29 protein-coding genes are annotated in these 23,790 nt (G+C 33.5%); 11 read left to right on the top strand and 18 right to left on the bottom strand.

The features are described 5' to 3' along the window. The first annotated feature begins 40 nt into the window (after positions 1-40). Both JOD96_RS15310 and JOD96_RS15305 read left to right on the top strand, forming a co-directional pair. Positions 41-757 carry an FAD-binding oxidoreductase gene (locus JOD96_RS15310; protein ID WP_209565105.1) on the top strand — a complete coding sequence of 239 codons (717 nt, stop codon included), beginning with the start codon at positions 41-43 and terminating at the stop codon, positions 755-757. A gap of 55 nt (positions 758-812) precedes the next feature. Then, positions 813-995, top strand: coding sequence for a hypothetical protein (locus JOD96_RS15305; RefSeq protein WP_245188421.1), 183 nt, complete (start codon positions 813-815; stop codon positions 993-995). Positions 996-1,039: 44 nt separating this feature from the next. On the opposite strand, the gene JOD96_RS15300 is transcribed toward JOD96_RS15305, so the two are convergent. Then, positions 1,040-1,825, bottom strand: a complete 786-nt coding sequence (locus tag JOD96_RS15300; protein ID WP_209565103.1) for a hypothetical protein — start codon at positions 1,823-1,825, stop codon at positions 1,040-1,042. A gap of 129 nt (positions 1,826-1,954) precedes the next feature. Between JOD96_RS15300 and JOD96_RS15295 the strand changes: the two genes are divergently transcribed. From JOD96_RS15295 to JOD96_RS15275, 5 genes are all read left to right on the top strand, one after another. Continuing rightward, on the top strand, positions 1,955-2,524 hold the full coding sequence (locus JOD96_RS15295) for a Crp/Fnr family transcriptional regulator (protein WP_209565102.1): 570 nt from the start codon (positions 1,955-1,957) through the stop codon (positions 2,522-2,524). Between the two features lie 79 nt (positions 2,525-2,603). Then, a complete protein-coding gene (locus tag JOD96_RS15290; protein WP_209565101.1) occupies positions 2,604-3,341 on the top strand; it encodes an SDR family NAD(P)-dependent oxidoreductase in 738 nt (245 codons plus the stop codon). Between the two features lie 99 nt (positions 3,342-3,440). Next, entirely contained in the window at positions 3,441-4,520 is a 1,080-nt protein-coding gene (locus tag JOD96_RS15285; protein WP_245188420.1) for an NAD(P)H-binding protein, read from the top strand. 4 nt (positions 4,521-4,524) lie between these two features. Then, the gene (locus JOD96_RS15280) at positions 4,525-5,262 is read left to right on the top strand and encodes an SDR family oxidoreductase (protein ID WP_209565100.1); all 738 of its coding nucleotides are present in this window, start codon (positions 4,525-4,527) and stop codon (positions 5,260-5,262) included. Between the two features lie 28 nt (positions 5,263-5,290). Beyond that, positions 5,291-6,205 carry a helix-turn-helix domain-containing protein gene (locus tag JOD96_RS15275; RefSeq protein ID WP_209565099.1) on the top strand — a complete coding sequence of 305 codons (915 nt, stop codon included), beginning with the start codon at positions 5,291-5,293 and terminating at the stop codon, positions 6,203-6,205. Positions 6,206-6,307: 102 nt separating this feature from the next. Here the strand turns inward: JOD96_RS15275 and JOD96_RS15270 are convergent, their stop codons facing one another. From JOD96_RS15270 to JOD96_RS15240, 7 genes are all read right to left on the bottom strand, one after another. Beyond that, the gene (locus JOD96_RS15270) at positions 6,308-6,868 is read right to left on the bottom strand and encodes a DUF4256 domain-containing protein (RefSeq protein ID WP_209565098.1); all 561 of its coding nucleotides are present in this window, start codon (positions 6,866-6,868) and stop codon (positions 6,308-6,310) included. Between the two features lie 31 nt (positions 6,869-6,899). Then, positions 6,900-7,478 (bottom strand): YdeI/OmpD-associated family protein, encoded by a 579-nt coding sequence (locus JOD96_RS15265; RefSeq protein ID WP_209565097.1) that lies wholly within the window; start codon positions 7,476-7,478, stop codon positions 6,900-6,902. Between the two features lie 19 nt (positions 7,479-7,497). Further along, on the bottom strand, positions 7,498-7,872 hold the full coding sequence (locus JOD96_RS15260) for a DoxX family protein (protein ID WP_209565096.1): 375 nt from the start codon (positions 7,870-7,872) through the stop codon (positions 7,498-7,500). A gap of 6 nt (positions 7,873-7,878) precedes the next feature. Beyond that, positions 7,879-8,346, bottom strand: a complete 468-nt coding sequence (locus JOD96_RS15255; protein ID WP_209565095.1) for an SRPBCC domain-containing protein — start codon at positions 8,344-8,346, stop codon at positions 7,879-7,881. Between the two features lie 5 nt (positions 8,347-8,351). After that, positions 8,352-8,669: an ArsR/SmtB family transcription factor gene (locus tag JOD96_RS15250; protein WP_209565094.1), complete on the bottom strand. Its 318-nt coding sequence runs from the start codon at positions 8,667-8,669 to the stop codon at positions 8,352-8,354. Between the two features lie 189 nt (positions 8,670-8,858). After that, complete coding sequence (locus tag JOD96_RS15245; protein WP_209565093.1) at positions 8,859-9,434, bottom strand: YdeI/OmpD-associated family protein; 576 nt, start codon at positions 9,432-9,434, stop codon at positions 8,859-8,861. A 203-nt stretch (positions 9,435-9,637) separates the two neighbouring features. Beyond that, entirely contained in the window at positions 9,638-11,989 is a 2,352-nt protein-coding gene (locus JOD96_RS15240) for a TonB-dependent receptor domain-containing protein (protein ID WP_209565092.1), read from the bottom strand. A 211-nt stretch (positions 11,990-12,200) separates the two neighbouring features. Here JOD96_RS15240 and JOD96_RS15235 point away from each other — a divergent pair, with 211 nt between their 5' ends. Further along, a complete protein-coding gene (locus tag JOD96_RS15235; RefSeq protein WP_209565091.1) occupies positions 12,201-13,286 on the top strand; it encodes a sensor histidine kinase in 1,086 nt (361 codons plus the stop codon). Position 13,287: 1 nt separating this feature from the next. Next, positions 13,288-13,992 (top strand): LytR/AlgR family response regulator transcription factor, encoded by a 705-nt coding sequence (locus JOD96_RS15230; protein ID WP_209565090.1) that lies wholly within the window; start codon positions 13,288-13,290, stop codon positions 13,990-13,992. Positions 13,993-14,070: 78 nt separating this feature from the next. Here JOD96_RS15230 and JOD96_RS15225 read toward each other — a convergent pair whose 3' ends face one another. From JOD96_RS15225 to JOD96_RS15185, 9 genes are all read right to left on the bottom strand, one after another. Next, complete coding sequence (locus JOD96_RS15225) at positions 14,071-14,436, bottom strand: hypothetical protein (RefSeq protein WP_209565089.1); 366 nt, start codon at positions 14,434-14,436, stop codon at positions 14,071-14,073. A 171-nt stretch (positions 14,437-14,607) separates the two neighbouring features. Further along, entirely contained in the window at positions 14,608-15,540 is a 933-nt protein-coding gene (locus JOD96_RS15220) for a transglutaminase (RefSeq protein ID WP_209565088.1), read from the bottom strand. A gap of 18 nt (positions 15,541-15,558) precedes the next feature. Then, positions 15,559-16,410: a substrate-binding domain-containing protein gene (locus JOD96_RS15215; protein ID WP_209565087.1), complete on the bottom strand. Its 852-nt coding sequence runs from the start codon at positions 16,408-16,410 to the stop codon at positions 15,559-15,561. Positions 16,411-16,459: 49 nt separating this feature from the next. Then, positions 16,460-16,933, bottom strand: coding sequence for a DUF4265 domain-containing protein (locus tag JOD96_RS15210; protein WP_209565086.1), 474 nt, complete (start codon positions 16,931-16,933; stop codon positions 16,460-16,462). Between the two features lie 66 nt (positions 16,934-16,999). Beyond that, the gene (locus tag JOD96_RS15205; RefSeq protein ID WP_209565085.1) at positions 17,000-17,392 is read right to left on the bottom strand and encodes a VOC family protein; all 393 of its coding nucleotides are present in this window, start codon (positions 17,390-17,392) and stop codon (positions 17,000-17,002) included. Between the two features lie 4 nt (positions 17,393-17,396). Beyond that, on the bottom strand, positions 17,397-17,837 hold the full coding sequence (locus tag JOD96_RS15200) for a DinB family protein (RefSeq protein WP_209565084.1): 441 nt from the start codon (positions 17,835-17,837) through the stop codon (positions 17,397-17,399). 34 nt (positions 17,838-17,871) lie between these two features. Next, a complete protein-coding gene (locus tag JOD96_RS15195; protein WP_209565083.1) occupies positions 17,872-18,741 on the bottom strand; it encodes a nucleoside phosphorylase in 870 nt (289 codons plus the stop codon). Between the two features lie 205 nt (positions 18,742-18,946). Further along, positions 18,947-19,279, bottom strand: coding sequence for a translation initiation factor (locus JOD96_RS15190; RefSeq protein ID WP_209565082.1), 333 nt, complete (start codon positions 19,277-19,279; stop codon positions 18,947-18,949). 115 nt (positions 19,280-19,394) lie between these two features. Then, entirely contained in the window at positions 19,395-20,345 is a 951-nt protein-coding gene (locus JOD96_RS15185) for an isopenicillin N synthase family dioxygenase (protein WP_209565081.1), read from the bottom strand. A gap of 383 nt (positions 20,346-20,728) precedes the next feature. Here JOD96_RS15185 and JOD96_RS15180 point away from each other — a divergent pair, with 383 nt between their 5' ends. Beyond that, positions 20,729-22,705, top strand: coding sequence for a thiamine pyrophosphate-dependent enzyme (locus JOD96_RS15180; protein WP_209565080.1), 1,977 nt, complete (start codon positions 20,729-20,731; stop codon positions 22,703-22,705). A 99-nt stretch (positions 22,706-22,804) separates the two neighbouring features. Here JOD96_RS15180 and JOD96_RS15175 read toward each other — a convergent pair whose 3' ends face one another. Further along, positions 22,805-23,206, bottom strand: coding sequence for a glyoxalase (locus JOD96_RS15175; protein ID WP_209565079.1), 402 nt, complete (start codon positions 23,204-23,206; stop codon positions 22,805-22,807). A gap of 122 nt (positions 23,207-23,328) precedes the next feature. Between JOD96_RS15175 and JOD96_RS15170 the strand changes: the two genes are divergently transcribed. Further along, the gene (locus JOD96_RS15170; protein WP_209565078.1) at positions 23,329-23,751 is read left to right on the top strand and encodes a hypothetical protein; all 423 of its coding nucleotides are present in this window, start codon (positions 23,329-23,331) and stop codon (positions 23,749-23,751) included. Positions 23,752-23,790: the final 39 nt, after the last annotated feature.

Raw genomic sequence — 23,790 nt, 5'->3', positions numbered from 1 at the left:
CAACTTCATCACGTTCCTTTGCAGCATAAATATTAAGATTATGCCAAATGCACCAAAATGGGTATTAGATGTTGTAGAAAAAATACTAATCCCAAAACTACCTTTGATGAAAGTTGCCGAAACAGCACTTTTATCACCTTCTGTAAAGCGAATTCGATTTTACGGAGATTTTAAAAAACTAAATTTCAAACCTGGTTCTTACATGGATATTCGTGTCAGCGATACAGAAGTGAGACGATATTCTGCCGCTTTTTCGGATGCAAAAAACGGAATTATGGATTTCATCGTTCATTTGCACGGCGCGCATCCGGGAAGTGATTATATGAAAAAACTAAATGTGGGCGATAAAATTAGTACGAGTATTTTAAAACCACATAAATGTTATAATGAATCGTCTAAAAAGTATGTTATTTTTGGCGATGAAACTTCGTTGGCGCTTGCGTGTTCGATATTTTCTGTTTTTAAGAAAAATAACGATGAATTTCAGTTTTACTTTGAATTAGATGAAGAAAACAAAAATGTTCCTCAATTACTACAGCTGGAAAATTATACTGTATTTGCAAAAGACGGATCTTTTGGAAACGAAAAATGGATTCAGAATTTACCGGTTATCCAAGAAGAAAAGTGGAAGGATGCTGTCTTTATTTTGACCGGAAATGCAAAATCAGTGCAAACGTTTCGAAAAGCTATAAAAAATAATTCCGCAGCAAAAATAATATCTCACGGCTATTGGCTAAAAGGGAAAAAAGGATTGTAATAATTATTATTTCTAAAAACAAGGTGTTATGATTTATGTATTTAAAACCTCGGTAATGTCACAAAAAGCAGTTAAAAAATTAACTGCTAAACTCAATGCATTTATTCCAAACTCAAAATGGAATTTTGATCTTGAAGATTGTGACAGAATTTTAAGAGTGGAGAGCAGGGAAGTAACAGCAAAGCAGGTTATTGATTTTATGAATGAATATAAATTTGAATGTCTTGAACTGGAGTAATTTTATAAATAGTATAACCTTTTGAACAATTTGATCCTGAGGTTTTACTGACTATCAATTATTAGAATTTTTCCGTTATAATCTTTTATTTTTCCCTGAAGTTCTTTTACAAAATAAATCATCATCTCGGCAACTCCATAATACGTACGCTGATAAGAACGTCTATGATCCGGGTTTTCGTTTTCAAGAATATTTTCGGCTTCGTTTTCTTCTCTGATTTCAATCAATGAATAATCTGCCAGTTTATGTAATTTATCATTAGTCTTAAATTCATCAAGAAGATTTTGAACTTCTATATTTTGAGGGTCCTGCTCAATTTCAATCTTGCATAAAAGCAATAAAAGATAATCCAGATATTCTTTAAATTGTTCGTTACTTATTTCATAATCTTTCCAATTATCATCATCAGAATACAATCCCAGTTTATTTAGAGCTTCATATTCCCCCAGCTGATACATAAAAACCCAGCATTTATCTTTTTGATCCAATTCACAAACAAGTTCAATACCAAGTGTTTTTAGCATATTATAAAAATCAATTTCTCTTTCAGAATAACTTTTTTCTGAGCCATTTAGATTTGTATTAAAATCATTAAAAAACCAATAGAAAATTGCCTCTAATTCGTAACGATTGATTGCATTAAAATCATTAACAACCTTATTTGTAATGCTTTCATAATTTGATTTTTCAAACTCAGGCAATCCAAAATTATGTTTTGCTACATAATCTTTAAAAGGAGTTTGATACTTTGTGTCATTTTGAATTTCTTTAATTAGATTCTTCTTTGCTTTTTCGGGGCATACCGTAAACACATAAACTTCTCTGCTCATTTTGTCCATTTTTTTCTTCTGAAATCAGCTCTTCTTAAAGCTAATATATAACTATTTTGAATTTAACAGCAAGATACTTTTTTGCCATTTGACAAATCCTTAATAAAAAGTTATTCCTAACTTTCGTGCATGAAAGAATTAGTAAATTTTATTTTGCAGTATGGCAATCTGAACCAACAGCAAATCGAGTTAATTACAGGAAAAGCGACTGAATTAGAACTTCGTAAAGACGAATATTTTTCTGAAGCAGGTAAAATCTCTACGCAGGTAGGTTTTGTTCTGGACGGCGTTATGAGAGTATGTTATTACGACAATAAAGGCGAGGAAATAACCAAATATTTTATTGATGAAAATAATCTTGTAGTAGATCTGGAAAGCTTTCAAAACAGTATTTGTTCATCTGCTTATGTACAGGCTGTTACAGATTGCAAACTTATCGTGTTTTCTAAACCCGACTGGGAAGAACTTCTCCATACTATTGTGGGCTGGGATGCCATTGTCCATAAAATTATTGCAAGAGCTTTAATGCAGAAAATAGACCGAAGAAGCCCGTTGGTTTCAGAAGATGCTACAACGCGTTATTTATCTTTTATGGAAAAATATCCTAAAATACTCAATCGAATTCCGCTTTCTTATCTGGCATCTTATCTTGGAATCACACAATCGTCTTTGAGCAGGATTAGAAAAAACATCCGTTAAAATCGCTTTTTGCCAAATGGCAAATGTTTTCATTTTTTATAGAAGCAACTTTGTATCAACAAATTTAAAAAGATAAAAAATGAAAACAGTATTAATTACAGGAGCAAATAGAAGCATTGGTTTAGAAACAGCAAAACAACTTTCAAAAAAAGGATTGTTTGTTTATTTAGGAACCCGTGACCTTCAAAAAGGAGAAGAAGTCGTAAAAGATTTAGCTCAGAACGGGTATAGTAATATTAAGGCGATCCAGATTGACGTTACAAATCCTGAAAGTGTTTTAGCAGCAAAAAACATTGTAGAAAAGGAGCAGGGTAAATTAGATATCCTAATAAACAATGCGGGGGTCTTGGGAGATGTACCACAAGATTCGTCAACCACTTCTGTGGAGAATATTCAAAAAACATTTGATACCAACTTTTTTGGTGTTATCAGGGTTACTCAGGCATTCCTTGATTTATTAAAAAAATCTGATAGCCCAAGAATCAGCAATATCACTTCAGGCCTTGGCTCACTTGCCTTGCACAGCGACCCAACCTGGAAATATTATGCAGTAAAAGCGGTTTCGTATGTTTCTTCAAAAGCAGCTTTAAATGCTTTTACCGTTACATTGGCTTATGAATTAAAAGATTTGCCTTTTACAGTAAATGCAATAGATCCGGGTTATACTGCAACAGATTTCAATCATTTTAACGGACCGGGAAGTGTAGAAAGTGCAGCCAGTTTTATCATTAAACATACGTACATTGACCAAAACGGACCTACAGGAAAATTCTTTAGCAATGATATTGAAGACGAAAGCGAAGAAAGTCCTTGGTAATTAAAAGCTTTTATTAAAACAAAAACCTCCCAAACATTGTGTTTACGGAGGTTTTTGTTTATTAAATTCTAATACTCCAACGCTAAACATATAAACTGAATGCATGCAGACTGGTTAGACAAAATGCTGTCAATCAAAACCAAATCATTAAAATATAAATATATAAAGCTCAACAACTTTGTTTTTTCTCATTTTGACTACGGATTTCCTCATTTAGGCTACGTACCGGCAAGACCATCTGATGACCTTTGTCTTATAATTTTAAAACTATTAGAAATGAAGATTATAGTAACAGGTTCGTTGGGAAACATCGGTAAACCGTTAACCAAAAATTTAATTCAGCATGGGCATGATGTCACTGTAATAAGCAGTAAGCCAGAAAGAAAACCAGCAATTGAAGCATTGGGAGCAAAAGCGGCTATCGGCACGATGCAGGATGTTAATTTTCTCTCCAAAACCTTTGAAGGCGCAGATGCTGTCTATCTTATGGAAACGCTTGATCACAGCACATTTTTTGATCCTGATATTGATATTTTAGCCGATATCGCAGCAATTGGAACTAACTACAAACAAGCTATAGAAAATTCAGGAGTTAAGCGTGTTGTACTTCTTAGTAGTATTGGTGCTCACACCAATAAAGGAAATGGCAGTCTTGTGATGCATTATAATGTTGAAAATATTCTAAAAGAACTTCCCGAAGATGTACATATCAAATTTATGCGTCCTCCCGGTTTCTTTACCAATATATTCAGGTCACTGCAAACCATAAAATTGCAGGGGAAAATTATTTCTAATTATGGCGGAGATAAAAAAGAACCGTGGGTTTCTCCTTTGGACATTGCGGATAAAATTGCCGAAGAAATGGAAAAAACCTTTGATGGAAGGGAAATACATTATATAGCAAGCGACGAAGTTTCTCCAAATGAAATTGCAAAAATTATTGGAGAAGCTATCGGGAGTCCGTTAAAATGGGTAGCCATCTCAGATGAAGAATTATTAAACAACATGCTTTCTATCGGGATGAATGCTCAAATTGCAAAAGGCTTTGTCGAAATGCAGGCCGCGCAGGGTACGGGAGAATTATATGAAGATTTTTATCTCCATAAACCGACTTTTGGCAAAGTAAAATTGGAAGATTTTGCTAAGGAATTCGCTTTATTTTATAACAGTCAAAACTAAAAAAATGAAAAAAGTACTCATTACAGGAGCAAATAAAAGCATTGGTTTTGAAACCGCACGTCTGCTTTTAGAGAAAGGATATTATGTGTATCTGGGAAGCCGCGACTTACAAAAAGGAGAAGCAGCAGCAGCAAAACTTAAGGGTGAAGGATTTAATAATGTTGAAGCCATACAAATAGATGTAAGCAATTCTGAATCGGTAAAAGAAGCCCGCATTATGATTGGTAATAAAACTGAAGTTCTGGATGCGCTTGTAAATAATGCGGGAATTAATGGCGGAATGCCACAATCTGCTTTAAACGCAACTATGGAACAATTTAAAGAGGTTTTTGAAACCAATGTCTATGGTGTTGCAAGAGTGACTCAGGCTTTTTTTGATCTTTTGGAGAAATCAGAACAGCCACGTATTGTAAATGTTTCATCGAGCGGCTGTTCCCTTACGCTTCACAGTGATCCTTCATGGAAATATTACACACACAAAGCAGCGGTTTATCCCGCGTCTAAAGCGGCTATGAACATGTATACTATAGATTTGGCTTATGAATTACGTGATACAAAATTTAAAGTTAATGCTGTTTGTCCCGGTTTTGTGGCAACAGATTTTAATAATCATCGCGGGACAGGAACGGCTCAGGAAGCAGGCAAACGTATTTCTAAATATGTTCTGATAGGAGAGGAAGGGCCAACAGGAAAATTTATCAGCGAAGAGCATAATCCGGAATCGGGTGAATGTCCATGGTAAAACCGGCTAAATAATTTAACTTTACAAAATGAAAAAGGAAGAGAATTTACCTCGAAAATTTGAATCTTTATCTGACTTTCATTGGGTGTTCGGGCTGCCAAAGCCTTTGCACCCAATGATAAGTTTTATAGATATGAAAGATATCAATATTGTCCCAAATGAATTAGGAAGCTCATTTATTCTTGATTTTTATAAAATTGCCCTAAAATCAACGGTTTGCGGTAAAGCAAAATATGGACAGCATTATTATGATTTTGGCGAAGGAGGCCTGGTTTTTTCAGCACCAAATCAGATCTTTGAAACTCCTCCTGAAAATGGCGCTACGGGATTTTTACTGCTCATTCATCCCGATTTATTTCTTACTTATCCTTTGGCTAAAAATATCAAACAGTTTGGCTTCTTTTCTTATGCTGCCAATGAAGCCCTCTTTTTATCAGATAAAGAAAAGACAACCGTTGTTTCTGTTTTTAAAATTATCAAGGAAGAATTAGAAGACAGAATCGATGATTTTAGTCAGGATGTAATTGTTTCTCAAATCGAGTTATTACTCAATTACAGCAACCGTTTTTACAAAAGACAGTTTATAACACGCAAAGGTGCAAATAATGACTTACTGCAAAAGTTAGAAGAAATTCTGGAGGATTATTTCAAGAATGAAAAATCACTAACTCACGGAATTCCAACGGTACAGTATCTTGCCGAACTTTTAAATTTATCACCGGGTTATTTGAGTGATATGCTGCGTTCGCTTACGGGCCAAAATGCACAACAGCATATTCATACTAAACTAATCGAAAAAGCAAAAGAATTATTATCTACAACCAGTTTAACAATCTCTGAAGTGGCTTATCAGCTTGGTTTTGAGCATCCGCAATCATTTAGTAAATTTTTTAAAACTAAATCGAGTGTTTCTCCATTAGAATTTAGACAGTCATTTAATTGATATCAAACTAATGATTAAAATTAAATTAAAGATATTGAACGTATAAAATTTAAACAAAAATAAAAAAGACCTCTAAACATTTACAGGTCTTTATGTTTTATATTATAATCTCAGTAATCCCCTAAACCCTCTTGCAGCATAATAAGAATCGGCACCATTATGATACAGAAAAACAGTATTATAACGGAAATCACAAAAAACAGCTCCGCCCAGTTTTCTTATTTCAGAAGGCGTTTTGATCCAGCTTGATGTTTTGGCATCAAACTTACCTAATTGCTGCAATTGACGATATTGTTCTTCGTTCAGAATTTCAATTCCCATTTCTTCGGCCATATTTATGGCACTGTTTTGAGGTTTGTGCTCTTTCCTTTTTTCCAAAGCTTCATGATCGTAGCAAACACTTCTGCGTCCTTTTGGGCTTTCTGCAGAACAGTCCGCAAAAAGATATTCATTAGTCTTTTTATCAAAACCAATTACGTCCGGTTCGCCTTCCGTACGCTCCATTTCATCCAGAGACCAAAGTTTTTCGGGATTTGCTTCCAATTTACTTTGAATTTTATTCCAGTCAAGACCTTCATGTCGCTGCATATTTTTTTCAAAACGTATTTGTAATACTTTTAATAATGCATCCTGCTGGTCTGCTGATAATTTTGCATTAGCCATATCTTATTTTTTATAATTCTAATTTTTAGTTTTAATCATTTAATCCTTTTCCGTTTAAAATCTGCGGAATTGCCTTTTCTATTCTTGATTCTCTTGTTTTAGCCTGTTTGGGCTGAGAGAAATGCAACAGATAAGCTTTCTGTCTGCCGGGAGTCAAAGCTTCAAAAGCGGTTTTTAGTTTTGGAGACTTTTGCAGTTCTGCCTGAAATTCTTCTGTAACTTCAAAATCTGAAGTCTTTTTAAAACTTACCTGCAAACCGGCTTTTTCTATTTCTATAGCCTCATAAATATACGCCTTCAAAACCGCTTTTATTTCCACTATCTCGTCGACACTTCTAAACCGGATTTGTCTAGCGGCCTGAACATTTTCTGTTTGTTGGATTAAAATATCGTTTGTATCTTTTAATAACACTCCTTTAAAAAACAAAAACGCACAATAATCCTTAAAGGAATGGATTAAAACAATATTGCTATCGCCATACATATAGCAGGGAACACCCCATTTTAGTTCTTCGGTTAATTGGCAATCGAGAGCAATTGACCTTAATTGCGCCATTTCTTTCTGCCATTTTTTGGCTTCATCAAAATAAAAATCAACTTTAGGATTCATACTTATTGATTTAAGTTAACTAAGAAATCACTTTTCTATCTGCCGGCCTAAAATACCAGGAAATAATGGTTAAAACCAATAGTAGAGCTGGCCCAAACAATTCTATTCCGTATTCTCCACGAGCCAGGTGAGAAATAATGGCTCCTGACATCGCAAAGAAAAATCCCGCGTATGCCCATTCTTTTAGTAAACCAAATTTAGGAATAAGTATTGCAATAACTCCCAAAAGTTTCCAGATACCAAGCAAGGGCAGAAAATAAAGCGGATAACCCAAATGGCTCATCATATCTACTTCTTCTTTTATTTGCAGTAACTGTACAATTCCGGTAGCTGTCATTCCAAGTGCCAGCCACAGAGTAGCGATCCAATAGATAATTTTATTTCGTTTTGTCATTATTTCCTATTTTAAGTTTTTTACAATTTCTTCTAATCTGTTGTGAGCCATATTAATACCCTGAGCAAAAGGCAGTTTTAACATCTCATTTCTCAATTCGACAGATTTATACACAATATGCATTTTCAGTCTGCTGGTGTCCTCAGTAATTTTTTCAAATTCCAAAAACTCAAGCTGGGCAGGGAAGGGGCTGTTCTCCATTTCAAAAGTTCGGGTAATTTTTTCGTTTGAGACGAAATCATGAATTACGCCATTTGCCCGGAATACCACGTTTCCGTTTGGATCACTGGTTTCAAATTGCCAGCCACCGTGCTTTTTATTTTCCAGTTTCAGGACTTTTGTGCCCATCCATTGTGCAACGATTTCCGGTTCTTCATAAGCTTTAAAAAGCAATTCCAAAGGCAGTTCAAATTCTCTTGTAATTAAGATATCGTGTTGATTTTCTTCGGCATTAAGTTTCGTTTTTCTTTCCATGCTGTTTATTTTTTATAATTTTTCATGATGGCTTCAAGCTTGTTGAAACGATCGTCCCACATTTTTCTGAAAGGTTCAATGAAGTTGTCTATTTCTTTCATTTTCTGAGGATTTAATTGATAATAAATTTCCCTTCCGTTTTGTGTCTGATGCAGCAATTCACATTCATTTAATATCTGAATATGTTTTGAGATCGTTTGTCTTGACGAATCAAAATTTTCTGCTATCGTACCCGGAGTCATTGCCTGCAACGCAACCAAGCTAAGGATCGCTCTGCGGGTAGGGTCGGCAATTGCCTGAAAAACATCTCTTCTAATTTCCATTGTGCAGTTATTTGACTGCAAATATAATGAAGTCATTTGACTGCGCAATATTTTTTTTGGCTTTTTTTATAGTGCAAAATAATTAAAATGCGTTAACAAATTATTATAAATAGTTAGTATATAGCATCTTAATCAAACTTATCTAAAGTTATTTAATAGATAAATATTTTTTGAAATTAATATTTGAAACTATCTAAATTGTTTGGGTTTAAGTTTTTGAGAAGCCAGTACAGCAGTTTCGTTGATTCTGCTTTGTCTTGTTTCCGGGCGTTTGGCAACGGTGACCCAATGCAGAATAATCTTTTTTACAGATTTGCTTAAACTTAAAAAATAATCTTTTGAGCCGGGATTGGCTTCAAAAGCCAGTTCGAGATCCTCAGGAATATAAAGTTCTTCGACCTGATCCAAAAGTGTCCATGAACCATTTTGTTTGGCAATTTCAACGCTTTCCAAACCTGCCTGGCTCATTAGATTTTCACTCATCAATCGTTCTATTTTTTCTTTATTTATTTTGGACCAGGCACTGCGTGGTTTACGTTTGGTAAAGAATTGTATGAATTTTTCTGAATCAATAGATTTCCTTGTGCTGTCAATCCATCCAAAACAGAGTGCTTCGTCTACGGCCTCACTCCACGTAATAGTGGGTATGTTTGCTTGCTTTTTATAACAAATAAGCCAAATAGATTGTTTTTTTTGATGATTATTTTTTAGCCATTTTCTCCAATCCTGCTTGCTTTTTGGGTAAAAAGTTTCGATATCCTGCATATTTCTACGATTTGGTTGTAATTATAACTATATGATAATCAATTGTAAATATAGTTATTTTTAAATTTATTTTACAAATGTAAACAGGTTGCATGACAACTGTATGTCAACAGTAAATTTATAAATACATTTAATAATTTAAAGTGATTAAAAATAATAAAATCGCAACAGCACGATACTGTTGCGATTTCTGTTAAGTGAGATTACATTCCGTCTGGTAAACGGTCTGCTTCATTTTTTTTGCGGTTAAAACGATAGGTAACAGTCAGGTTTATATAACGTCCCTGAGATTTGTATTCAGAATCGATATAATAAGAAGCTGTCGCCGTTTTTTCTCTTGTTATTTGTGAATTAAACAAATTGTTTACATTTAGTGTAAGAGACATTTTATCTTCTAATAAATCTTTGCTAACACCAATATTTGCACTGTATTGTGGCTCTGTGAGTGTTTGAACTCCCTGATTTTTTCCACTATATCTAAAACTAAAATCTCCCGAAATGATTTTAGGAAACTTAACAACCGAACGGAAGTTTGCAAACCAGGTCTGATTTTCAACGTTATAAACCACATCTTTGTAAACCCCTTTTTGTCTGAATTTATAGTAGTTAAAGTCAAATGACAATCGCAGCCATTGGGCAGGATTATAAGTGGTAGAAACTTCTGTCCCAAAACGGTCTTCTGTGCCCAGATTTACGGGTGTATTTACAAAATAATTTTCATCTGTACGTTCTACGATATATTCAAAAAAGTCTTTTGTGTGTTTGTAATAAACAGATGGATTGATGCTGAATTTTCCGGGTTTTGCCAAAAGAGTAAGCTCATAAGAATTGATAAACATCGGGTTTAAATCAGGATTTCCGACTGTTAGGTTTCTTAGATCCGAAAGTCCCGAAAACGGATTTAACTGCCAAAATCGCGGTCTGTTAATTCTTTTGCTGTAACTCAGCTGTAAATCTGTTTTACTGGTTAAATTGTAAACAAAATGCAGCGTAGGAAACAAATTGATATAGTTTTTACTTTTGTTAAAAGTGCCTTTTGTATCGGCAATCTGTATATCTGATAACTCTGATCGTAAGCCAATTAAATAATTAAACTTTTTAATTTTACTTCCAAACTGAAAATAGGCACTGTATAAATTCTCATCGTATTTCAATTTATTGGTATATTGTTCCTCCAGAACATCATCTATAGTCGTGTAGTAATCACTTCTAAGCGCACGCAAATCACTTCTGACACCCATTTCAATCCTTGAATTTTCGTTAATCGGGTTTACATAATCTGATTTGATAAAGATATCGTTACTGCTTTCGATGTCTCTGGAATATAAATTTGAAATTCCAGTATTGGCAGGGTAAGTCTTTTGTTGGCTGATGTATTGATTTTCATCATCATTCCAGAAATCATATTGCAGGCTGGTTGTCCATTTTTTGTCTTTTTTATCAAAGGTTTTTACATAATTCAGTTCTAAGGCATTATAATATTGAGGTTCTTTATAATTTTCAAATCGTGAGATAATGCTGTCTGTTGCATGCGCTGCATTGGTATAATTATAAGTAGTTGGGGTTTTATAGCTGTTTGTATTTTTACTTCTGTAATAACTTCCGGTCAGTGTATTTTTTTCGTTAATATAATAATCACCCCCAACATATATATTATACGTTTTATTATTACGGTTAATTTCACTGTATTGATTTAAAAATGTCGTTTCTCCATCATTTTTATTTATCTGAAACTGCTTGTTTGATGCATTAATATCAAAATAACGGTACCCAATATTTGAAAAAAGATTTATTTTTTCTGTTTTGTAACTCACATTGGCATTCAGGGTATTTCTGGCAGGATTGGCAATTCCGGCCTGAAGCGAACCGTTAAATCCCTGCATACTGTTCTTTTTAAGAACGATATTAATTATTCCACCACCGCCTTGTGCTTCATACGCTGCAGAGGGATTTGTTATTACCTCGATTTTTTCAATATTGGCAGCGGCGATTTGAGACAAGCCGTTATTTACTGTTAACATGGATGGTTTTCCGTTTATCAAAACTGTTACGGCATTATTTCCCCTAAGACTTATAACACCGGCAACATCAACATTTACAGAAGGAACATTGTTCAGAATATCATTTGCTGAACCTCCTTTAGAAAGAATGTCTTTTCCGACGTTGAATACTTTTTTGTCCAGTTTTAGATCTACGGTAGATTTTTCTGAAACAACATTTACTTCATTTAACTGATTAATGTCTTCATCAAGTAAAATATCATTCATCACAATATCTTTATTCAATTGAAGATAATCAATTGTAACTGTTTTATAAGATAAGAATTCAATTTTTAACTGATAATTTCCTGCCGTATTTTTAATGATAAAAGTCCCGTCTGAGTCTGATGTAACTGCTTTTTTTTCCTGAGAGGCCGACACTAACAATATTGTAGCATAAGCAATTGGCTGTTTCGTTTTTGAATCTGCTATTTTTCCTTTAAGAATAAATTCGGCTGGTTTTTGTGCCATACAGGCCACTCCGAAGAATAAGATGATTGATGTAATTAACTTCATTTTTTGATTGGTTTTATAATTTTTACCAAAACTCCAAATTAATTACCCGCAAAAATTGAGGACATGCTATAGAGACCATTATACAAGACAAACAATAGAAAATTTGCTATAAAACCAATTCGTATCCGTTTTTTGCTCGTTGATGCCTTTTTTTTATCTATTTGTCGACGCAGTATTTGTCTTTATAAATAAATAGTAACTTTGGTCCTGTATGACAGCATTCGAGAAACTTATCAATTATACCACAGCCCACAGAGTGGCTACGCACATCTTTTTCTGGACATGTATATATATCATGTTTACGAACAAAAGTGTGTTTGCCGGAAATCCGATGGAAATAAAGTCTGATATGCTGGAAATAGCATTAGACGAAATTTTTTCTATTCTTCTGGCTTATTTTATTGCTTATAGAATATTGCCCAAATTAATGGTTGCAAAAAAATACACCAGTATCTGGATCGAATTTTTTATCGGATGTTACATTCTTTGTGCTGCAGAAAGACTTTTTGTTGTTCACGTTTATGAGCCTTTGGTCCGCACACCGCCATTTGAACAGGAACCTGTTTTAGAAATTCTAACAGATCTTCCCAAGTTGTTTAAATCCTATTTTTTGCATACTTTTTCTTTATCCATATTTTTTGTGTTCATAAAACTAATCAAGGATCAGTATATCATTCACAAAAAGGCATTATTGCTGGAAAAACAAAAAGCCGAAACGGAATTAAAAATATTAAAAGCACAATTAAACCCGCATTTTCTGTTTAATACGCTCAATAATATTTATTCACTTTCTCTTGTAAATTCACCTATTACATCAAAATCAATTGCTGTTTTATCAGAAATTTTAGATTGTATATTGTACCGATGCAGCACTACGTATGTGCCAATTTCACAAGAAATAACGCTGCTGGACAATTATATCACGCTGGAAAAACTGCGTTATGATGAACGTCTTAGTGTTATTTTCAACCATTCCTTAGATCAAAATGGTTCTATAGCTCCTTTAATTTTACTTTCACTGGTTGAAAATGCTTTTAAACATGGAGCAGGAGAGGATATAGGAAGTGCACCCACTATACAAATAGATCTGAAACTTCTCAATAATTGCTTTGAATTTACGGTAAAAAACACCATTAATAATATTGATTCTGAAGCTGAGAGTGGAAAAATAGGACTGAATAATATTATTCAGCAGCTTGATAAAATTTATCCTGAAAATTATACTTTTAATGTTGTTAAAACAGAGAAGGATTTTACGGCCTCACTAAAAATAAATCTTGCAAATAATCTAGCCTAAAATGAAAATTAAATGTTTATTAGTAGATGATGAGCCTCTGGCCATAAGCCTCATGCAAAATCATATCAGTAAATTAGATTATTTTGAAGTGGCAGGAACTTGTCCAAATGCCTTAAAGGCCGCAGAAATGCTAAGAACTACAGCTGTCGACCTTTTGTTTTTGGATATTAAAATGCCACAGATTACCGGAATTGATTTTTTAAAAACATTAAAAAATCCTCCTGCTGTTATTTTTACAACCGCCTATCGTGAATATGCATTAGAAAGTTATGAGCTTGATATTATAGATTATCTTTTAAAGCCTATCACTTTCGATCGTTTTTTTAAGGCTGTCGACCGGTACATGAGGATTAGCGGTCCTGTAAACGATAAAATAATTACGCCGGCACAAGAAGATTTCATTTATATAAAAAACGGCCCTAAGTTTAATAAAATAGACATCCAATCTATATTATATATTGAGAGCGTAAAGGACTATATAGTTGTACACAAAAAAGAAGGGGTAAAATTTACAGCCAAATACAAAATCAGCGATATCGAAGTAGAATTGCAGGATAAAGGTTTCCTGAGGATTCATCGTTCTTTTATAATCAATTTAAAAAATATTACTGCATTTACAGCTTATGATGTCGAATTTGGAAATATAGAAATCCCAATCGGCGCGAGCTACAAAGAATATGTTTTTAAAATATTAAAAAGCAACTAACATACTTTTAAGGCATAAAAAAACTCCTTAAAAATTAAGAAGTTTTTATTCTTTGTGGTATTGCATTTTTTTTAAAACTTATATTTTTTTGAGTGTCAACTTCATTTCTTTGCTGTCTAATATCAGCTCATCATTTGTAATAGTACTTACACAAGGGTAAGGTGTGCCGGTTTCGTCTTTAATCACCAGACTTTTTCCTCCTTTTGTCAAGGCATATGTCCCATCTGTTATTTCTCTTTGTAAATATCCGGTAACATGTCCGTCTTTTGTAAAGGTCAAATTTCCTTCTTGAAGAATTACAGCTTTCGCTGAATCAGAGAGAGGAATTTTAGCTTCAACGGCAGTAATTTTCCAGGAGTTTACTAATTTGTTCCGGTCAGAACAAGAAATCATTACCACTGCCAGCAGGGTAATCCCAAAAATTAATAATTTAGATTTTTTCATGATGTTAGATTAAAAAGTTATACAGGAACTAATTTACAAAAAAAAGAAATTCAAATTACTTGTAATCAACTATTTAATCAAAGACAAATGTAAGATAAGTTTTAGGTTATTAAATTTGAAGATTATCATCGTTTTCAAATAAAAACAAAAAAATCAGCAAGTTTTTACGGGTTAGTTAAGCGTCAATGCTCCTAAAATCTCCTCATACATGAATGGCCCTCCCGGATATTTGGCCGTATAATCCATGTTTAGCCATACCTGACCACGTTCATCAATATGATAATGTAATTTCTGTTTGTAGCTTTCCTTTAAGAAAAGTACATTTTTGACCAGATAATTTACTTTCTCCAGATCGATAAGTGATCCAATTAACATTTCAGGATAAATATGCCCTTTTGTATGAATGAGCCTTGGGGTTCCTCCAATAGAACGTATGGCTGCTGCCATTAATATAGAATGGTCATCACAATCTCCTGAAAAATATTGCAGAGATTCACTTGCCGTTGCAATATAATCGCCTTCTTTTGGATCATTTACATAATTCCAACGGCTGTTTATTTCCTTAAAAACAGCAAAACACTGAATCGTTGTCCTGTAATCAGAATAGCCTTTTATCTTTTTAAAATGCTTTGTAGTAGCCATAATTGCAAAGTTTCGCACTTTTGGGTTCTGATATTCTATTGCACTGATAATTTGTGATTTGTTCGGAAATGGCAGCAGTTTTGCCACGATAATGTCCTGTGGATACGGATTATCGGACATGGTGTAAATCATCGAATTGTAATCTTCTGATATTTCTGTAAAGCCATAGTTGCCAATAACAGAACCGTAAACCAAAATCAATAAATAAATGGCTACACAAACCAAAATTATGGTTCTGAGATACATTAACAGAAAGAAAATACCAGCAAAAACAGCTATAAAAATAAAAACCCTGTCTAAATTAAATGGCCATTTTAAGTCAATAAGGTTCTGGTGCAGTATGATAAAAATCGGAATTGTTATTAAAAGACTCAACAGCATAATAATAATCCTGTCCCAGGGCGATTTGACCTGTAATCTGGATTGTAATTGCGGAAAGTCGATTTTAGGGAATTTTATCATAAGAATAAAAAGCAGTTTCTATAGTGCTTTTACCGTTTCTACAAAAGTACTTTTTTTATCAATAATTCCGAGTTCAAATAATTGATTTTGGATTTTAATAAAAGCTTTTTCACTTAAATGTTTTTGAGACCATTGTGTCAGTTTTAACCATTCCTGAATATCTTCTGGTTTTTGGTTAAATAATTCTGCCAGCGTTTTATCAATGTTAGGAATCTGAGCAAAATCGTGAGTTGTCTTGTTTATGATTTCGAGGATCTTTTCTACCGTTTTTGGATTCTTTTTTAAGAACTCATCGCGTACGGTAATAACAAAAGATGGCCATGGAGTAGGGCAGTCACCAACACGTCTGAAAATCCCTTTGTCTACAAGCGGTTTGGTCATAAAATGTTCCCACATAAAATAATCTGCAGTTCCATCTGTCAGGGCTTCAACAGCGCCATCAATCGTATTTATAATTTCAAACTCCAGATCATCGGTTTCCCAGCCCTGTTCATTTGCATTTACATAAGCCATAAGCTGCGAACCAGAGCCAATTCTTGAAATAGCTACTTTTTTGTTTTGCAGGTCTTTTATTGTTTGATACTCTGATTTTGCCGCCACATGAATTCCCCAGATCAAAGGAGACTGCACATAAATCTGAACAATTTTACTTGGATTTCCGGCAACAATATCTTTAACAATTCCTTCTGTCAGGATTACAGCCATATCAGCTTCTCCATCACGAAGCATCTGGCACATTTTACCTGTACCTTCGGGAATGTCTTTCCATTGCAAATCAATATTTTCCGCTTCAAATTCACCATTTTCAATGCATAATTGCCATGGCAGATTGAAGTGTTCAGGAACACCCACAATTTTTACGGTTTTCATTATAGTTTAAGTTTAAGTTAAGTTTGGCATGCGGTATTCTAAATATATTTTAGCTTTTTAATAAATCAGTTCTGTGTTTTTCAGAAAGGCAGGGTTCTGCATATTCTATAATCTCCTGAGAGTCATATTCAGTCAATATACTCCTTACCAAAGAATAATCCACATCCTTACTAATCTCAGCAGCAAAAAAAGTATCATTCAGTTCTTCAGATATACAGTTTATAGATTTTAGTTTTTCGCGAATTATCTCTTTATCAAAACCTTTCTCCAAAACAGCAACCTGCACAATAGAATTTCCAGAATTTTGTATCGTTTTTCTGTGCATTAGTTTTTGTTCTGTTTCATCATATTCGGCATAAAAAATATCATCCGTAGCGATCAAAGGTCCAAAAAATGGAATGTTATCCAGTTTATAAAGGCCTTTTTCTTCATCAATAATTTCTGCCCACATCGTTTCAGAAACAACTTCATCCAGATAATCGCTATAATACTTGAACAGGATTTTTGTATGTGTATCTGTCATTACTTTTTTATAATTATTACTAATAAATTATCTAATTGAAAATTTATATAATTATTTGTTTTTTCTTTAATCAATTTCGCTTATTTCTGCTTTTAGAGGTGATATAACGATTCGGTAGCCATCAGGGTCCAAAAACATTTTACCATTCTCATTCCAAAAAGGATTATTTGCAGTTATACTTGATATATTATTCTTTAAGAGACTACTTATTAATCTGTTATAATCTTCTATCGATTTTGGATAAAGTACTATAACATCATCCTGATCAAAATGGTGTTCTGCTTTTTCATGAGATTGAGTAAACTCAAAATGCCAGTCCAGGCCAGGTTTTCCGATAAAAATGCCATCATAATTATTATGGTTCTCAAAACCGCCCAACTGCTCAAAACCCAAAATATTGACATAAAAATTCTCAATTTTTTCAAGATTATCTGTATGTCGCGCTACTCTTAAAAACATAGTTTTATGATCTAATTTGATTAATATGATGTTCCAAATGTGCTACGTAATCTGTCATCATAAACCTTAAATCAATAACAGAATTATCACTTAAAATAATTTTATAATCCAAGGCTTCTTCACTAACAGATTTCATAATTCGTATGATTTGTTGATTTAATGAAAACCACAATTGTGTCAATTCATCAATATCCTTTGTCTGATACTGATTTAAACTTACTAAATCAGTTTGGTTATAAGGCCTGTGTTGATACGGTTTTTCCAAATAATTGATTTCTGTAAAACGAACTAAATTATGAATAGCTGAATCAACCAAATGCCCAATAACTTCTTTTTTAGACCATTTTCCTGCCTTTCTTTCTTCTAAAACAGAAGAATCAATTGTTGGAAAATAACCGGCGTTTTCATTCAGTAACCTCTCAAATTTAAGAATAGTATCTTGCATAAATATCTAATTTTCAAATTGACTGCTTATCTAATTATTTTTGAGCCAGTTTATTCAACGTATAAGAAATAAGCTGATCAACAGCTTTATATGGATCTTCACTAAAAGTTCCTGAAGCACGATTGGCAATAATAGCATTTAAAGATAATGCATTATGTCCTAAAAGTGCCGAAAGACCATAAATTGCAGCTGTTTCCATTTCAAGATTAGTAATTTTATTGTCGTTAAAAGTAAAATTATCCATCTTATTATTTAGTTCCTGATCCTGAATATTTAAACGCAAGACACGGCCTTGTGGTCCGTAAAAACCTCCGGCAGTAGCTGTAATCCCTTTAAATATTTTATCAGATTCTATTATTTTTTCTAATTTTTCTGAACAGGCAATAGCGTAAGGTTTTCCTTTTTTGATATCCCAGTTTGTATGAGTAACAAATGCATCTTCAATTGCTGCATTCGAAACTTCATCAATTAAATAGGAGCGAAGCATGTTATCTAATCCCAGACCAAATTTTGACATTACAAAACTATCTACAGGAATATCTGCATGCAAAGATCCCGAAGTACCAATTCTGATAATATTTAAAGAGGTCAGGTTTTCTTTGGGCAGACGGGTTTTTAAATCGATATTTACCAAAGCATCTAACTCATTTAATACAATATCAATATTATCGGGGCCAATTCCCGTTGACATTACAGTAATTCTTTTTCCCTTGTAAGTTCCCGTTTGGGTTTTAAATTCTCTTTTTTGAGTAGAAAATTCAATTGAGTCAAAAAACTGAGTGATTTTTTCTACCCTGTTTTGGTCTCCAACAAAAATAATATCGTTGGCAATGTGTTCCGGACGAAGGTTTAAGTGATAAACGCTTCCGTCAGGGTTAAGTATTAATTCTGATGCTTGTATCATTTTTTTTTTAGGTGCTAAGGTTCTGAGTGGCTAAGGTTCTAAGGTTTTTTTCTAAATTCTAATTGATCATGCTAAAAGATAAAGCTTTACGATCTTTGCCTTTTACAAAGATTAGAAATATTCCTTGCGAACTTTGCGGTTAAATTTTCACGGTCAAACATTGGAATTTGGTCCCGAAGCTTTGGGATAAAAATGGGAATTTTTATTATCCGCCCACTCGTTTTGTTTTAAAGCCTTTTTCTTTTAAAATTGCCATAATTTTATCACGATAATCACCCTGAATTATTATAGAATCATCTTTAAAAGTGCCGCCAACGCTCAGTTTGGTCTTAATTTCTTTGGCAAGAATCTTAAAGTCTTCATCAGATCCTTCATAACCTTCGATTATAGTAGTTGCTTTTCCTTTTCGTTTTTCGAATTTGCAAATCATTGGTTCTTTCTGAACGTAAAGCACATGATCTTGCTCCTGAACTTCTTCAGGCTCATTTGATTCGACGTGATCCGGAAATAAATTTTTTAGTTGATCTTTAAAATCCATAATGTTTAAAATCCAAAATTATAGTTTGTAAAAATTAAATTCCAAATTCCAAATAGTTGTCATTTTTTGGAATTTGGAATTTTAATCCCGATGCTTCGGGAGAGATTTAAAGTGTTTATTTTTTTATTAAACCTAAATCTACCAAACGTTCGTATAAGTAATCGCCCGCCGTGATGTCTTCAAATTTCTTAGGATTCTCGGCATCAATACAGTTTTCCAGACAATCCAGGCGCATATCGCTTACCGGGTGCATAAAAAACGGAATAGAATAGCGGGAAGTACCCCATAATTCTCTCGGTGGATTAACTACTTGATGTATAGTTGATTTTAGTTTGTTGTTAGTATGTCTCGACAACATATCCCCAACATTAATTACCAATTCATCATCTGCAGCAATAGCATCAATCCATTCTCCGTCATGATTCTGCACTTGTAAACCTTTTCCCTGAGCCCCCATCAAAAGTGTGATAAGGTTAATATCTCCGTGAGCAGCAGCGCGAATAGCGTTTTCCGGCTCAGAAGTAATTGGCGGGTAGTGAATTGGTCTCAGGATAGAGTTTCCCTCTTTTACATATTCATCAAAATAAAACTCATCCAGACCCAAATGCAAAGCCAAAGCTCTTAGTACATATACACCTGTTTTTTCAAGCATTTGGTAAGCCTCTTTACCTACAGCGTTAAAATGTGGTAATTCTTTAACTTCTACGTTATCAGGATATTCTGATGCGTATTTGGAATCTTTGTCAACATATTGACCAAAATGCCAAAATTCTTTTAAATCTCCCTCTTTGCGTCCTTTAGCATGTTCTTTTCCAAAAGAAACATAACCTCTTTGTCCGCCAATACCGGGAATTTCATAATTATGCTTGGTTTCTACTGGCAAAGCGAAAAATTTTCTTATCTCGCCATAAAGTTCGTCTACCAACTGATCATCCAAAAAATGACCTTTTAGGGCTACGAAGCCAATGTTCTCAAATGCACTGCCGATTTCATTTACAAATTTTTGTTTACGTTCCGGGTCGCCCGAAAGGAAATCACGTAAGTCTACACTAGGAATGTTTTGCATACTTTACATTTTTTATTAAAAGATAAAAGGCAGAGAAAGCCTTTCAATAACAAAGGTAGAGAATATTTTATATTTGAATTTTAATTTTTAATAGAAAATTGATTTTATATCATTCAGTAATAATTTCCAGCATCTATTTTTGATTATATTTACTTTCAAATATTTTGTTTTCTAAATTTTTAGAATTAAGAAATATTTACATGAAATAATTAGCTTTAAATAAGAAATCTCCTATATATTCGCAGAAAATTATATTTATAGTATTTGAGCTGAATTGCTATAATTTCCCGTAACGGAAATTAAAAGACTGAAATTTATTTTTATAACAATTAATGTTAAAATTGTTATATTTTTATATATTTGAAAACATTAAACAACGACCAATGATCTTTTACAAACAAGACCTTCCCGAAAGCAAATTATTAGATTTATACAAAAAAATACTAAAGCCCCGATTGATAGAAGAAAAGATGCTAATCTTAATTCGTCAGGGAAAAGTTTCAAAATGGTTTTCCGGCATAGGCCAGGAAGCAGTCTCAGTAGGGGTTACTGCAGCTCTGGAAGATTTTGAATACATCTTGCCAATGCACCGCAATTTGGGTGTATTTACCAGCAGAAACATTCCTTTGCACAGACTTTTTTCCCAATGGCAGGGAAAAGCAGGCGGATTTACAAAAGGCAGGGATCGCAGTTTTCACTTTGGAACTCAAAAATATAATATCATAGGAATGATTTCGCATCTGGGACCACAATTGGGTATCGCAGACGGAATTGCATTAGCAGATAAACTTAAAAACAATAAAAAAGTTACAGCCGTTTTTACTGGTGAAGGCGCTACAAGTGAAGGCGATTTTCATGAAGCATTAAATATAGCTGCTGTATGGCAACTGCCTGTAATGTTTATTATAGAAAATAATGGCTACGGACTTTCTACACCAACTAATGAACAATACTATTGCGAAAATCTTGCAGATAAAGGAATTGGTTATGGTATTGAAAGCTATATTATTGACGGTAACAATATTTTAGAAGTTTATAATAAAACAGTACAGTTAAAGAAGGAAATGAAAGAGAACCCACATCCGGTTTTATTAGAATTTAAAACTTTCAGGATGCGTGGTCACGAAGAGGCGAGTGGAACCAAATATGTTCCGGAAGACTTAATGAAGCAATGGGTGACAAGAGATCCTGTTGATAATTACAGAATGTTTTTATTAGAAGAAGGAATTCTTACTGAGGAGTATGATATTGCTTTACGCGAAGAAATAAAACTCGAAATTGATCAAAATTTAGCGCTTGCAAATTTAGAACCGGAAATAGTACCTACTTATAGCGGAGAATTAGATGATGTTTATAAACCTTATGAACATGAAGAAGTTAACGCTTCTGAATCTTCAGAAAATATTCGTTTTATTGATGCCATCAGCAAAGGTTTAAAACAATCGATGGAGCGTCACAATAACCTGGTTATTATGGGACAGGATATTGCTGAATATGGCGGAGCTTTTAAAATCACAGATGGTTTTGTCGATTTATTTGGAAAAGAACGCGTTCGTAATACTCCAATTTGCGAAAGCGCTGTCGTTTCTGCCGCAATGGGATTATCTATTAATGGATACAAAGCAATTGTAGAAATGCAGTTTGCTGATTTTGTTTCGACTGGATTTAATCCTATTGTAAATTTACTGGCAAAAACTCATTACCGCTGGGGCGAAAAAGCCGATGTTGTTGTTCGTATGCCTTGTGGCGGAGGAACACAGGCCGGTCCGTTTCACTCACAGACAAATGAGGCATGGTTTACCAAAACACCAGGTTTAAAAGTAGTTTATCCTGCCTTTCCTTATGATGCAAAAGGTCTTTTAAATACTTCGATAAATGATCCTAATCCTGTTTTGTTTTTCGAACATAAACAATTGTACAGAAGCGTATATCAGGATGTACCTACTGATTATTACACCATTCCGTTAGGAAAAGCAGCCTTATTAAAAGAAGGAAACGATGTCACTATTATTTCTTTTGGGGCTCCTGTACACTGGGCATTAGAAACTTTGGCAAAAAATCCTGAAATAAAAGCTGATTTAATTGATTTGCGAACATTGCAGCCATTAGATACAGAAACTATTTTTGCATCCGTAAAAAAGACAGGAAAAGCAATCATTTATCAGGAAGATACTTTGTTTGGTGGAATTGCCAGCGATATTTCAGCATTAATAATGGAACAATGTTTTGAATATCTGGATGCTCCGGTAAAAAGAGTTGCAAGCCTTGATTCTCCAATTCCGTTTACAAAAGCGCTTGAAGATCAGTTTTTAGCTAAAAATCGATTTGAAGAAACTTTATTAGAGCTATTAAAATACTAACTTAATAAAAAGCGCTTAAAATTAATTTTAAGCGCTTTTTTATTTTTAATTAGAATTATAACCTGTTTGAATTACCAAAACATAAATAATCCTTAACTTCTAATTCATTTCTGCTTCAAACAACTGTACCTGGCTTTTTAATCTCTCAATTAATAAATTCATCATTCTCTTGTTTAGACTTGATGAATTTTGAATATAAGTATTGTATTCTTCGACAGTAAAAAGTGCCATCACCATTCCTTTTAGGGAATTTCTGAATTTAATGTCCTTTTGAATGGAATTTTCAATAGTTTGTAATTTCTTTTCCACGCTATAAGAATAGAAATCTGCTTTGTTTTTATTTACATAATTTGCGAAAGCTGCGATAAAAAGATCGTTTTGAAGTTTTAAAACTGGTCTGATGGTCTGATTTTGGAATAACTCATCCGCTGAAGACTGAGCACTTACAGTTCCTAAAGTTTCGCCTCTGAATTCTTTTAAAAAAGTGTCCCTGTCTGTCATGTTTTTTCTTTAAATTTAAGAAAAATTCAAACAGAAAAAAACTATTTTTTATAACTAATAACTTAAATATAAAAATTAGTTTTACTCTTAACTAAATATATAAGGCAACTCAAATATTTCAAATGAACAAACTATCCTTTATTTTCCTTGTTTCTATTTTGACATTGGTAATCTCCTGCAATTCAAAAGAAAGCAAATATAAAGATGTACAATACAGAGCTGTAAACGGAAAAGACACTGCTGTTTTTGCATTAAAAATTAGTGATAAACGTTTTTATGGACGTTATGAACGCTCTTATTATAAAATTGGAAAAGATTCCGGGGATGTCCGTGGTGATATCAAAGGAGATACTTTGACAGGCGATATACATTATATTTCAAATGGTGGAAGCTGGAAAAGGATTCCGTTGGCTTTGCTTAAAAAAGAAAACAAATTGCTACTTGGAAATGGTGTAATTGGCACTTTTATGAATCTTCCTTGCTTTATTCAGGGAACGCTGAGTTTTAACGATCCGAAATTTGTTTTTGAGGAAGTGAAAAAGTAGTTTTTTTAAAGTTTCAGGTTTCAGGTTGTCTTAGTATTT

Origin of the sequence: Flavobacterium sp. 1355 (genome assembly GCF_017833415.1) — a bacterium.
Lineage (GTDB): Bacteria > Bacteroidota > Bacteroidia > Flavobacteriales > Flavobacteriaceae > Flavobacterium.
Note: the sequence above shows the minus strand (reverse complement) of the source record. Positions and strands in the feature narration are given on the sequence as shown.